Annotated in this window: 12 protein-coding genes and 1 pseudogene; 3 read left to right on the forward strand and 10 right to left on the reverse strand. The window is 72.0% G+C overall.

The features are described from left to right. The first annotated feature begins 192 nt into the window (after positions 1-192). The 3 genes and pseudogenes from AB5J54_RS08490 to AB5J54_RS08500 all read left to right on the forward strand — a co-directional run. On the forward strand, positions 193-1,098 hold the full coding sequence (locus AB5J54_RS08490) for a hypothetical protein (RefSeq protein WP_369149261.1): 906 nt from the start codon (positions 193-195) through the stop codon (positions 1,096-1,098). Further along, positions 1,095-1,532, forward strand: coding sequence for an ABA4-like family protein (locus AB5J54_RS08495; protein ID WP_369143272.1), 438 nt, complete (start codon positions 1,095-1,097; stop codon positions 1,530-1,532). The genes AB5J54_RS08490 and AB5J54_RS08495 overlap by 4 nt, the downstream gene beginning before the upstream one ends. Before the next feature lie 4 nt (positions 1,533-1,536). Then, positions 1,537-1,897, forward strand: a pseudogene (locus AB5J54_RS08500) (ADP-ribosylglycohydrolase family protein); the annotation flags it as partial. Positions 1,898-2,196: 299 nt separating this feature from the next. Here AB5J54_RS08500 and AB5J54_RS08505 read toward each other — a convergent pair. From AB5J54_RS08505 to AB5J54_RS08550, 10 genes are all read right to left on the reverse strand, one after another. After that, a complete protein-coding gene (locus AB5J54_RS08505) occupies positions 2,197-3,000 on the reverse strand; it encodes a class I SAM-dependent methyltransferase (RefSeq protein ID WP_369143274.1) in 804 nt (267 codons plus the stop codon). A 17-nt stretch (positions 3,001-3,017) separates the two neighbouring features. Continuing rightward, positions 3,018-4,448 (reverse strand): cytochrome P450, encoded by a 1,431-nt coding sequence (locus AB5J54_RS08510; protein WP_369143275.1) that lies wholly within the window; start codon positions 4,446-4,448, stop codon positions 3,018-3,020. A gap of 266 nt (positions 4,449-4,714) precedes the next feature. Beyond that, a complete protein-coding gene (locus AB5J54_RS08515; protein ID WP_369143276.1) occupies positions 4,715-7,543 on the reverse strand; it encodes a DEAD/DEAH box helicase in 2,829 nt (942 codons plus the stop codon). 141 nt (positions 7,544-7,684) lie between these two features. Then, entirely contained in the window at positions 7,685-8,587 is a 903-nt protein-coding gene (gene tatC / locus AB5J54_RS08520; protein WP_369149262.1) for a twin-arginine translocase subunit TatC, read from the reverse strand. A 105-nt stretch (positions 8,588-8,692) separates the two neighbouring features. Next, entirely contained in the window at positions 8,693-8,974 is a 282-nt protein-coding gene (tatA, locus tag AB5J54_RS08525) for a Sec-independent protein translocase subunit TatA (protein ID WP_369143277.1), read from the reverse strand. 184 nt (positions 8,975-9,158) lie between these two features. After that, a complete protein-coding gene (locus tag AB5J54_RS08530) occupies positions 9,159-9,356 on the reverse strand; it encodes a hypothetical protein (protein WP_369143278.1) in 198 nt (65 codons plus the stop codon). 35 nt (positions 9,357-9,391) lie between these two features. Then, positions 9,392-9,655, reverse strand: a complete 264-nt coding sequence (locus AB5J54_RS08535) for a hypothetical protein (RefSeq protein ID WP_369143279.1) — start codon at positions 9,653-9,655, stop codon at positions 9,392-9,394. A 102-nt stretch (positions 9,656-9,757) separates the two neighbouring features. Then, positions 9,758-10,711 (reverse strand): helix-turn-helix transcriptional regulator, encoded by a 954-nt coding sequence (locus tag AB5J54_RS08540; protein ID WP_369143280.1) that lies wholly within the window; start codon positions 10,709-10,711, stop codon positions 9,758-9,760. 16 nt (positions 10,712-10,727) lie between these two features. Then, positions 10,728-11,684, reverse strand: a complete 957-nt coding sequence (locus AB5J54_RS08545) for a helix-turn-helix transcriptional regulator (protein WP_369143281.1) — start codon at positions 11,682-11,684, stop codon at positions 10,728-10,730. A gap of 126 nt (positions 11,685-11,810) precedes the next feature. Then, positions 11,811-12,191: an FKBP-type peptidyl-prolyl cis-trans isomerase gene (locus AB5J54_RS08550; protein ID WP_369143282.1), complete on the reverse strand. Its 381-nt coding sequence runs from the start codon at positions 12,189-12,191 to the stop codon at positions 11,811-11,813. Positions 12,192-12,243: the final 52 nt, after the last annotated feature.

Consider the following 12,243-nt stretch of genomic DNA (forward strand, 5'->3'; position numbering starts at 1 on the left):
CGGTCTTTCTCCGGCCTTGCCGACCGACGCCTCCATCATAGATAGTGGCGCTATCAGATAGCGGCAAGTGCCACTATCCATACTTCCCACGGGGGGATCCGTATGCCTTCGTCCACCTTGTCGGCCCCGCAGACCCGGCCACTCGCCGCCCTGCCCCGGCTCCACCGCCCGCTGGTCTGGTTCTCCGCCGCGATGGTCGTCCTGGCCCTCGTCTCCGCCGTCGGCATCGTCGTCGACGACCGTATGCTCGTGGGCGTCCCGATCTGGACCAAGCCGTTCAAGTTCTCGGTCTCTTTCGTCGCCTACGGGCTGTCGCTGGCCTGGATGCTCTCGCTGCTCCCCCGCGGCCGACGGGCCGGCTGGTGGGCCGGGACGGTACTCACGGTCGCCAGCCTCGTCGAGATGGTGCTGATCACCCTCCAGGTGATCCGGGGCACCCAGAGCCACTTCAACCAGCAGACCCCCTTCGACGCCGCCGTCTTCCAGGTCATGGGCGCCACCGTCGCCGTGCTGTGGCTGAGCGCCCTCGTCATCGCGGTCCTCCTGCTCCGCGCCCGGATCCTCGACCGGGCCATGGCCTGGGCCGTCCGGCTGTCCTCCCTGCTGGCCCTGGCGGGCGCCGCCGTCGGCTTCCTGATGGTCCGTCCGACATCGGAGCAGCTCGCCGTCGACGGGGTGCCGATGACCGGCGCCCACAGCGTCGGCGTGCCGGACGGCGGCCCGTCGATGCCGGTCACCGGCTGGGCCACGACCGGCGGCGACCTGCGCATCCCGCACTTCTTCGGCATGCACGCGCTCCAGCTGCTCCCGCTGCTGCTGCTCGTCCTGACCGCGCTTGCCGCGCGCTCCGCCCGCTTCCCGGCCCTCGCGCGCCTGGCGGACGAGGGGGTACGGCTGCGGCTGACGCTCACGGCCTCGGCTGCGTACGCGGCGACCTTCGCCCTGCTGACCTGGCAGGCCCTCCGCGGCCAGGCGCTCTTCGCCCCGGACGGCGCGACGCTGGCCGCCGCGGGAGCGATCGTGCTGGCGGGCGGAGCCGCCGCGGCACTGTCCCTGCGCACCACCACGGCGACCCACCCGACGGAGGCCACGGCATGACCGGCTTCCTCTTCGAGCTGACGTTCTTCCTCGCGGCGCCGGTCTGGCTGCTCATGATCTTCGCGCCGGGCCGGCGGGTGACCGAGCGCCTGGCCGCCTCACCCCTGACCGTCCTGCCGATCCTGGCCGTCTGGGCCGTCCTCGCCGCCCCGGTCCTGCCCGAACTGTGGGCCGCGGTCAGCAGCCCCGACATCGACACCTTCCGCGACCTCACGACCCTCGCGAACGGCGCCGGCGCCCTCTGGGCCCAGGTCATCGCCTGGGACCTCCTCCTCGGCCAATGGATGTACCGCGAGTCCCGCCGCCTCTCGCTCTCGCCCTTCCTGATGGCCCCGCTCCTCCTCCTGACCATCCTCCTCTCCCCCATCGGGCTCCCGCTGTTCCTCCTGGTCCGCGCGACCCGAACACCTCGCAAGACCACCGCTCTGATCTGACCCCATGCCAGTCACCGACAGGTCCGTGGGCGCCGTACTGGGTTCCGCCGTGGGCGACGCGCTGGGCGCCCCCTTCGAGTTCGGACCACCCGGCGCCTTCCGGGAGCGAGTCGCTCCTCGAACGGGGCGGCCTCGACCTGCCCGACGTCTTCGACCCCTTCCACCGCTGGGCGGCGTCCGACCCCAAGGACATCGGCCTCCAGACCGAACAGGTGCTCCTGGGCGGTGACGCCTGGGACGTCGCGGCAGCGGTGCACTTCCAGGTCAACGGGCGCGCCGCCGGAAACAGCTCCCTGATGCGAGCCTCGACCTCAGCCGTGCACGTCGCGGCCCGAGGCCGCGCAGAAACGCTGAACGCCGCCCGCCACCAGCGCGGGTCCCGCGCCCGCGCCGCGCGGTGCCCCCGCCCACGCCCGTGTGGGCAATCGTCCCGCAGGCCGGGACGGGTGGGCACACGGGACGGCGCGCTTGAGCGGCGCCTCCGCCTCCCACGCCTTGACCCGCACCACAAGCAGCGGCGCACATCCGGTGCGGGTCAGGGTGCGGAAGCCTCTGGCGGCGGCAGGGGCGCCGTTCCGTTGTGCCCACCCGTTCCGCCCCGGCGAAACGCATGCCCACAACGACCTGGCCTCCGGGCACTGACAGACCTGGAGCCGGCGTCCCGTCAGGAGGCAGGCCCCTTCCGCGCCGTGAGCTGGAAGAGGCGGGCGGTGTGCATGTAGGGCGCTCGCGCCGTCGTGGCGAGTTCCAGCCGTTCCAGGTCCGCGTAGTACGCCGGGTCGTACTTGCGCGCGTCGTCCGTCAGGTAGTCGCAGAAGCTGCGGATGCCGTAGTGCCGCACCTCCCGGCAGCCGAGCTCACCGAGGACCGGCATGATCTCCTCCGCCGTGTGGAGGGTCAGCTCGGAGTCGAACATCTCGTTCCGCAGCCGGTCGCCGTCGAGGGCGACCAGGGCCGCGGCGGGATCCAGCTGCCGGACGGCGACGTTCAGGGGCGCCGAGTGCCGGTTGATCGCCATCACGGAGAACAGCCCGCCCTCCTTCAGCGGGGCGAGCGCCGTGGCGAGGGTGCCGGGCACGTCGTCCACGTACTGCAGGAGGTTGTGGCACAGCACCACGTCGAAGCCGCCGTCGGCGATCTCCGCCGGCAGTGCGTGCACATCCGACAGGAGGCAGCTCACCCGGTCCGCAAGCCCCCTCTCCACCGCCCGCGCCTCGGCGGCGGCCAGCATGGCCGGTGCGAGGTCGACGACGGTGACGTGGTGGCCCCGCGCGGCGAGCCGCAGCGCGTCACCGCCGTCGCCGCCCGCGAGGTCGAGGATCCGCAGCGGCCCGCCCCCGGACCCCTCGTCGAGGTGCCGCACGAGGTTCGCCTCGGCGAGCGTGTAGCGGAGGCGGCCCCAGGGGGCGTCCTGCCACTCCTGCCAGGTGGCCATCGCGGAGTCGAACTTCTCGGGATCTTGAGCCATTCCGCGACGATAGCCGCTCACCCCCTCGCGTCCCGCTTCCGGGCGCGGACCGTGGCCAGGACGTCCCGGTCCGGCTGGAGGGTCAGGCTCGGGACCGGGCGTATCTCCTCCGTCGTGAGGTCCAGGTGGTAGCGGCGGGCGAGGACCGCGAGGACGAGGACCGCCTCGACGAGGGCGAAGCGGGTCCCCAGGCAGACGCGAGGCCCGCCGCCGAAGGGATACCAGGCGTACTCCGGTATCTGCTCGGCCGGTTCGCCGTCCTCCCCCGTGAGCCAGCGCTCGGGGCGGAAGGCCTCCGGATCGCCGTACCAGCGGGGGTCCCGGTGGGTGGCCCACTGGCTGGACCAGACGCGCGTACCGGCGGGGACGGGCGTGCCGCCGAGGGTGGCTCCCTCCTTGGCGATGCCGGTGAGGAGCCAGATGGTGGGGTAGAGGCGGAGGGTCTCCTTGATGACGGCCTGCGTGTAGGTGAGGGAGGCGTAGTCGTCGTACCCGGGCTCGTGATCGGCGAGGACCCGGTCGAGTTCCTCGGTGAGCGCCGCACGGACCCGGGGGTTGTGGGAGAGCAGGTACCAGGCCCAGACCAGGGTGGAGCTCGTCGTCTCGTGACCGCCGATGTAGAGCGTGACCGTCTCGTCGCGGATCTCCTGGTCGGAGAGGCTGGCCCCGGTCTCGTCACGGGCGGCGAGGAGCCGGCTGAGCAGGTCCGGGCGGTCGGTGTCGCCGTCCCGGTGGCGGGAGACCACCCGGGAGACCTCGGCGTCGATGACGGCGGTGGCCCGCTTGATCCGGGCACGTCCGGGGGTGGGGACCCAGTCGGGCAGCAGGGCGCCGATGCCGCTGAACTCGGCACCGATCTCCTTCTGCGCGACGTCCATCGCGCGGCCGATGGATTCGGCGTCGGCGGCGGTGTCGACGCCGAAGATGGTGCGGACGGCGACGAGTTGGGTGAGAGCGGCCATCTCCTTCTTGATGTCGACCTGCTGCCCGTCGGTCCAGCGGTCGGCGAGGTCCACGGCGCACTCGGCCATCGTCGCCGCGTAGGACCGCACCTGCTTGGGGCGGACGGACGGCTGGACGAGGGACCGCTTGCGCCGCCAGTCCGCGCCCTTCGCGACGACCACGCCGTTGCCGAGCAGCGTGCGGAACGCGATGCCGAGGTCGGGCTGGTCGAAGGTGCGCTCGACCTCGGTGAGCAGCTCGCCGATGTTCTCCGGATGGGCGATGAAGAGGGCGGGACCCCGGCCGAAGCGCCAGCGGACGAAGTCCCCGCGCTCCCGGAGCTGTTCGAAGAAGGCGAGGGGGTCCTTGCCGAAGGCGGGGAGGTTGCCGAGGAGCGGCACACCTCGCGGCCCGTCGGCGAAGACGGGGGCCGGGCCCCGCTCCGGCGCCTCCCCCGGCTGCCCTTCGTCTCGCGTCCCGGCGTCCGGACCGGCCTGCGTGGTCATCCGCGCTCCCCTCCCCAACCGACGTCCCCTGCTTGCGAGTCCATGCAAGCGGAAGCGCCGTCCCCCGCGCCACCCCTGTGGACAACGACCTGTGGACAACCCTTGTCGGCGGCATGCCGAAGACAGCACGCCAAGGGCTGCGCGCCCACCGCCGCACGCCCACCGCCGCACGCCGATCACTCCCGCCGACCGCTCCCGCCGACGGCAGCAACGCCGTGGGGCCCGTGGCGCATGCGCCACGGGCCCCACGGGGAACCACCTGTCCGTCAGCCGACCGAGCTGTAGGCGACGACGCCGCGCAGCAGCGCGTCCACCGCCTTGCGGGCGTTCTTGGCGACCGTGCTGTTCTCCTTGGGCGCCGCCGCGGCGATCTGCCCGAGGACGTCGATCACCTGCTTGCACCAGCGGACGAAGTCGCCCGCGGGCATCTCCGCCTCGCGGAGCACCTCGTCGAGGCTCTTGTCCGACGCCCACTGGTAGGCGGCCCAGGCGAAGCCGAGGTCCGGCTCGCGCTGGCCGACGCCCTCCGCCTGGTTGATCTTGAACTCCTCTTCGAGGGCGTCCAGGCGGCCCCAGATCCGGACCATCTCGCCGAGCGCCGCCTTGGCGTTGCCCGTGGGCAGCTTGGGCGCGACGGCGTCGTCGGCCTGCCGCGCCTCGAACACCAACGCCGAGACGCAGGCGGCCAGTTCGGCCGGGGTGAGGCCTTCCCAGACCCGGTCGCGGAGGCATTCGCTCGCCAGCAGGTCGAGCTCGCCGTAGAGCCGGGCGAGCCGCTTGCCGTTGTCGGTGACCTCGTCGCCGCGCAGATAGTCGAGCTCGGTGAGGAGCGCGACGATCCGGTCGAAGGTGCGGGCGATCGTGTTCGTACGGCCCTCGATGCGCCGCTCCAGCTGCTGGGTGTCGCGCTGGAGACGGTGGTAGCGCTCGGCCCAGCGGGCGTGGTCCTCGCGCTCGTCGCAGCCGTGGCAGGGGTGCGCGCGGATCTCGGTGCGCAGCCGCGCGATCTCACGGTCGTCGGCCGCGGCGGCGCGCTGCCGCCGGTGGCGCTCGGGGTTGATGTGCCCGGCCTTGCTCCGCAGGGCGGAGGCCAGGTCGCGGCGGGACTGCGGGGAGCGCGGGTTGAAGGACTTGGGGATCCTCATGCGCTCCAGCGCCTCGACCGGGACCGGGAAGTCGATGGAGGCGAGCCTCTTGACCTGCCGCTCGGCGGTGAGGACGAGGGGGCGCGGTCCGTCGTGGTGCTCGAAGCCGCGGTGGCCGTTGGTGCGGCCGGCCGGGATGCCCGGGTCGAGGACGAGGGCGAGGCCCGCGAACTTGCCGGTGGGGACGTGGATGACGTCGCCGGGCTTGAGCTTCTCCAGGGAGCTGGCGGCCTGGGCACGGCGCTGGGCGGCGCCCTGCCGGGCCAGTTCGGTCTCGCGGTCCTTGAGGTCGCGGCGGAGCCGCGCGTACTCCTCGAAGTCACCGAGGTGGCAGGTCATGCCCTCGCGGTAGCCCTCGAGCCCCTCCTCGTTCCGCTGGACCTGGCGCGAGATGCCCACGACGGAGCGGTCGGCCTGGAACTGGGCGAAGGAGGTTTCGAGCAGCTCGCGGGAGCGGTGCCGGCCGAACTGGTCGACGAGGTTGACCGCCATGTTGTACGAGGGCCTGAAGCTGGAGCGCAGCGGGTACGTGCGCGTGCCGGCGAGTCCTGCGAGGTGGTCCGGGTCGAGTCCGCGCTGCCAGAGCACGACGGCGTGGCCCTCGACGTCGATGCCGCGGCGGCCGGCGCGGCCGGTGAGCTGGGTGTACTCGCCGGGGGTGATGTCCGCGTGCTGCTCGCCGTTCCACTTGACGAGCTTCTCGAGGATGACGGTGCGCGCGGGCATGTTGATGCCGAGGGCGAGGGTCTCGGTGGCGAAGACGGCCTTGACGAGGCCGCGGACGAACAGCTCCTCGACGACCTCCTTGAAGGTCGGGAGCATGCCGGCGTGGTGGGCGGCGATGCCCCGCTCCAGGGCTTCGAGCCACTCGTAGTAGCCGAGGACGTGGAGGTCCTCGCTGGGGATCGCGGCCGTGCGCGCCTCGACGATCTCGCGGACGCGCAGCCGTGCCTCGTCGTCGTTGAGCCGGAGTCCGGCGTAGAGGCACTGCTGGACGGCGGCCTCGCAGCCGGCGCGGCTGAAGATGAAGGTGATGGCGGGCAGGAGCCCTTCGGCGTCGAGGCGCTCGATGACCTCGGGGCGGCCGGGGGTCCAGATGCGAGAGCGCTGGCGGCGCTCGCGCTCGCGGTCGGCCTCGCGGACCATCTTGCCGCGCCGCCGGTCGCGCGGGTTGTACGTGCGCGTGTTCTCGGTGCGGGCGAGGCGGAGGAGGTCGGGGTTGACCTCGCGCCGGGAGGCGCCGCGGCCGCCGTGGTCGGTCTCCTCCTCGAAGAGGTCGTACATCCGGCGTCCGGCGAGGACGTGCTGCCAGAGGGGTACGGGGCGGCTCTCCGAGACGATGACCTCGGTGTCGCCGCGGACGGTGTCGAGCCAGTCGCCGAACTCCTCGGCGTTGGACACGGTCGCGGAGAGTGAGACGAGGGTGACGGATTCGGGGAGGTGGATGATCACTTCCTCCCAGACGGCGCCGCGGAAGCGGTCCGAGAGGTAGTGGACCTCGTCCATCACGACGTATCCGAGGCCGGAGAGGGCCTGGGATCCCGCGTAGAGCATGTTGCGGAGGACTTCGGTGGTCATGACGACGATCGGGGCGTCGCCGTTGACGCTGTTGTCACCGGTGAGCAGGCCGACCTTGTCGGGGCCGTACCGCTTGACGAGGTCGGCGTACTTCTGGTTCGACAGCGCCTTGATGGGCGTCGTGTAGAAGCACTTGCGGCCCTGGGTGAGGGCGAGGTGGACGGCGAACTCGCCGACGATGGTCTTGCCGGAGCCCGTGGGCGCGGCGACGAGTACGCCCTTCCCCGCTTCGAGTGCCTCGCACGCCTCGATCTGGAAGGGGTCCAGGCCGAAGTCGTACAGCTCGCGGAAGGGGGCCAGTGCGGTGCGCTGCTCGGCGTTGCGGGCGAGGGCGGCCGCGTACGCCTGGGCTGGTGTGAGGTCCTCTGTCATCTTGTTGTCGAGCCTACCCGCCACCTCTGACAGTGACGCGATCTTTATCGAGGGGATGTGGAGGGCTCGGTTCCGGGGCACGGAGAAGGCCCCCCGGAGCGTTCCGGAGGGCCTTCCGTGTGCCTGGGCGCGTCGCGGGGATCAGGTGATGTCGTCGTAACCGTTGAGCCGCTGCGCGCTCGCCGCGCCGTGCTCGCCGGTGGCCTGCTCGGGCAGGGCGCGGGCGGCACCCACGGGCTCGACGGCACCGACCGTCTCCGGGGTGAGGTCGAGCGAGGAGGCCTCGTCGTCGTCGAGCTCGGCGTCGGGGTTGGCGCGCCTGCGCCGCCGGTCGTTCAGGAGCGAGAAGCCGACGGCCCCGAAGTACAGGATGGTGATGGGCCCGGCGAGCGCGAGCATGCCGACCGGGTCGGTGGTCGGGGTGATCACGGCGCCGAAGACGAAGACGCCCATGATCACGCCGCGCCACCAGCCGGCCATGCGCCGGCCGGAGAGGACTCCGGTGAGGTTGAGCATCACCAGGACGAGCGGGAGCTCGAAGGCGAGGCCGAAGACGAGCACCATGCGCAGGGTGAAGTCGAGGACGTCGTTCAGCGCCAGGAGGTTCGCGGAGCCGCTGGGCGTGAGGCTGATGAGGACCTTCACGCTGACGGGCAGGATGAGGTACGCGAGGTAGGCGCCGGCACCGAAGAGCGGCACGGCCGCGCCGACGAAGGCGTACGTGTACTTCTTCTCGTTCCTGTGCAGCCCCGGGGCGACGAACGCCCATAGCTGGTAGAGCCAGACGGGGCTGGCGAGGACGAGGCCCGCCGTCAGGGACACCTGGATCGTGGTGCTGAAGGGGGCCATCAGCGTGTTGAAGGTGACGACCGCGCAGTTGCCGCCGTCACTCGTGACGCCCTGAGGGCATTTGGGCACCGACTTCGACAGGAACTGGAGCAGCTCCTCGCTGTACACGAGGGCGACGATCGTCACCGCCGTGATGGCGAGGAGGCCCTTCGCCAGTCGGTTGCGGAGTTCACGCAGGTGCTCCACGAGGGGCATCCGGCCCTCGGGATCCTTCTCCTGCTTGCGGGCAGACTTGGGCAACCCACGTCCTCATCTCGTGCGGCAGGCCGCCGCCCGGTGCGGCGGCCGCGGCGGACCGGGTCAGCGCTTGGTGGTGTCCGAGGGCTCGCTCACGGGACGCGCGCTGGTCACGTCGCCGGGAGCGGCCTGGATGGTGCGCGGGGCGGGCTCCTGCGTGCCGGCGTGCGGCGGGTCGGCGGGGGCGGACTGCTGGTCGTCCGACTTCATCGCCTTGGCCTCGCTCTTGAGAATGCGGGCCGACTTGCCCAGCGAGCGGGCCATGTCCGGGAGCTTCTTGGCGCCGAACAGGAGGATCACGACGACGAGGATCAGAATGATCTCGGTGGGGCCGAGCCTACCCATAGCTGTTTACCTTCTTCACCGAGGCGACATGGAGTGCGTGCCCGGCGGGTCGGACATGCGTCCGGCCACCGCGCTGCCTGCGATCGTAACCCGCAGGAGTAAACGCGGGGCAATGCCCGTGCATACTCCCGATTGCGTCCCACGGGCCCTGACCGGGGCTCTTCACGCAGCGTACGGCACGGCCTCAGCGGAGCGTCTCGCCGGTCCTGGCGAGTCCGACGGCGGCGCTTTCGAGCTCCTCGGCGGCCTGCTGGATCCGCTGTGTGGTGCGGGCCACTTGACGGCCGAGGCGCTGGACCTCCAGGAACACCCGGACGGCGAGGACACCGAGGACGGCGAGGCCGAGGAAGCCGAGGGCGATGGCGAGCATGGGCCAGAACATGTGCTGAGCCTAGACGTTGGGCGCGTACGGATCGTTCAGACGGTGGTGTGGAGGCGCAGGGTCCGCACACCGCCGCCGGTGAGGAGTTCGACGATGCGCTCGCCCGCGGGCTTGCGGACGGAACTGCCGCACTCGGGGCAGGTGAAGGAGTAGAAGGTGGTGCGCCGGCTCGCCCCGATGGCGAGGCGCAGGGCGCTCGCGGAGAGTTCGAAGCGCGCGCGACAGTCGGGACAGGCGGCCTTGAAGAGGACCGGGGCCATGGACGCCGCAAAACCGTGCATCACGGACATCTCCCTCATCTCTCTCGACTCTGGCATCACATCGGCGACAGCGCCCTGTCGCACGGTCACCACGTCCTGGGCGCGGTCACGTCAGTAACAGCGTCCCGGGCGCGGGGAACGTCACACACCCTCGTACGCGGCGAGCGCGGCGGCCGCCGCCGTCCGCGCGCTGTCGGCCAGCTCCGCCGGCGCGACGATCCGCCCGTCGCTGCCCAGCCGCAGCGCCAGCCTGCGCAGCGAGGCCGGGTCCGGCGTCCGCAGCGTGATCCGCAGCCCGCCGTCCGGCAGCTCCTCGGCCCGGTCGTGCGGGTAGTACTCGGCGACCCAGCGACCGCCGGGCCCCACCTCGACCACGACCTCCGGGTCGTCGGCCGACGGCTGGACCAGCCCCTCGGAGAGATCGCGCAGCTCCAGCTCCGGCGGCGCCGCGTGCTCGTCGAGGATCCGGATCTCGACGACCCGGTCGAGCCGGAAGGTGCGGCGCGCCTCGGAGAGCCGGCACCACGCCTCCATATAGGTGTGGCCGACGGCGAAGAGCCGGATCGGGTCGACCTCGCGCTCGGTGAGCTCGTCGCGCGCCGGCGAGTAGTACCGCACCCACAGCCGCTTGCGCTCCGAGATGGCCCGGTCGACCTCGGCGAAGACCCCGCCCTCGGACTCGAAGGTCACCGAGAGCCGGGCACTGGCCCCGGCGGCCTCGCCGGCCGCCGCCTCCAGCTTGGCGGTGGCGCGCAGCAGGGCGTCCCGGTCGCTCTCGCGGAGCCCCGGCAGGGTGGCGACGGCGCGGGCGGCGACGAGCAGCGCGGTGGCCTCGTCGGCGGCGAGCCGCAGCGGCGCGGCGACGTCGTCGGGGTTGTGCCACCAGATCCGGTCGCCGTCGGTGTCGATGTCGAGGAGGTCGCCGCCCCGGAAGCTGGTGCCGCACATGGGCAGCACGTCCAGGTCGGAGATCAGCTCGTCCTCGGTGATCCCGAAGGCGCGCGCCACATCGGCGACGTGCGCGCCGGGGCGCTCACGGAGATAGGTGACGAGGGAGAGCATCCGCCTCGTCTGGTCGATCGCGTTGGCAGCCATGCGGTACGTCTCCCCCTCAGCCCTTGGCCACGGCGCGCAGCCGCTCCACCACATCGGCCCGCAGATCGGCGGGTTCCAGTACGACGACGTCGGGGCCGAACTCGACGAGCCAGGCGTCGAGCCCGTGCCCGTACGGGATCTCCAGCTCGTCCCAGCCGTCGCCGCCCTCGGTCACGGCCTGGGCGCGGGCCCGCAGCGGGTAGCCGCAGCCGGCGCGCAGCCGGATCCGGGCGGAGCGGGTGGCGGTCTCGCCGGCCCAGCTCTCGACGGTCTCGCGGACGGTCACGACGTCCGGCACGGGCGCGGTGAAGGCGCCGGCGCGCGAGCGGACCTTGCCGGTGATGCGGGAGAGCCGGAAGACGCGCTCGGCACCGCGGTCGCGGTCCCAGCCGGCCAGGTACCAGTGACCGCGCCAGCACTCGAGGGTCCAGGGCTCGACCTGGCGGGTCTCGGGGCGGACGGCGTTGGCCTTGCGGTAGTCGAAGACGACGGGCCGGCGGTCCCGGCAGGCCAGCATGAGCGGCTCGAAGGCGGCCTCGTGGACCGGGATGCGCGGTTCGAGGGCGCTGGGCTGGCCGTCGTACGAGTCCCCCGCCTCGGGCATGCCCGCGGCGCGGAGCTTCTGGAGGGCGCCGCTGGCGGCCCCGGCGAGGCGGGCCTGCTGCCACACCTTGGCGGCGAGACCCAGCGCGGCGGCCTCCTCGGCGTCGAGGGTGATCGGCGGCAGCCGGTTGGAGTCGCGGCGCGCCAGGTAGCCGGTCTCGCCGTCCAGGTTCTCGACGGTCTCGATGACCAGACCGAGCTCCCGGAGATCATCCTTGTCCCGCTCGAACATACGGTTGAAGGCGTCGTCGCCGCTCGCTTCGAGGTACGCCTCGATCGAGCCGCGGAGCTCCCGCTTGCTCAGCGGGCGGCGTGTCCCGAGCAGGCACAGCGCGAGATTCATCAGCCGCTCGGACTTGGCAATCGCCATCGACGCCCCGCACCCTTCCGCCGGTTCCGCTAGTCAGACGTCCGACCGTACCGCCCCGGGGTGTCGGGACCAAAGCCGAGGGCCCCCGCCGTGGACGGCGGGGGCCCTCGAACGACCTGAACCAGGTCAGCGCTTCGTCACGCCCACGAGGTCGCAGACGAAGATCAGCGTCTCGCCCGGGGCGATCTTGCCGCCGGCGCCGCGGTCGCCGTAGGCGAGGTGCGCGGGGATGACCAGCTGACGGCGGCCGCCGACCTTCATGCCCTGCACGCCCTGGTCCCAGCCCTGGATGACCTGACCGGCACCGAGGTGGAAGTCGAGCGGGGTGCCGCGGTTCCAGGAGGCGTCGAACTCCTCGCCGGAGTCGAAGGACACGCCCACGTAGTGGACCTTCACGAAGTCACCGGCCTGGGCGACCTCGCCGTCGCCCTCCCAGATGTCCTTGATCTCCAGGTCCTTCGGCGGCTCGCCACCCGGGAAGTCGACCTCGGGCTTCTCGATGCTCACTGAACTGCTCCTCAAACTGATGAACGTCGCGATGATGAACTGCGCGATCGGG

This window comes from Streptomyces sp. R44 (assembly GCF_041053105.1).
Lineage (GTDB): Bacteria > Actinomycetota > Actinomycetes > Streptomycetales > Streptomycetaceae > Streptomyces.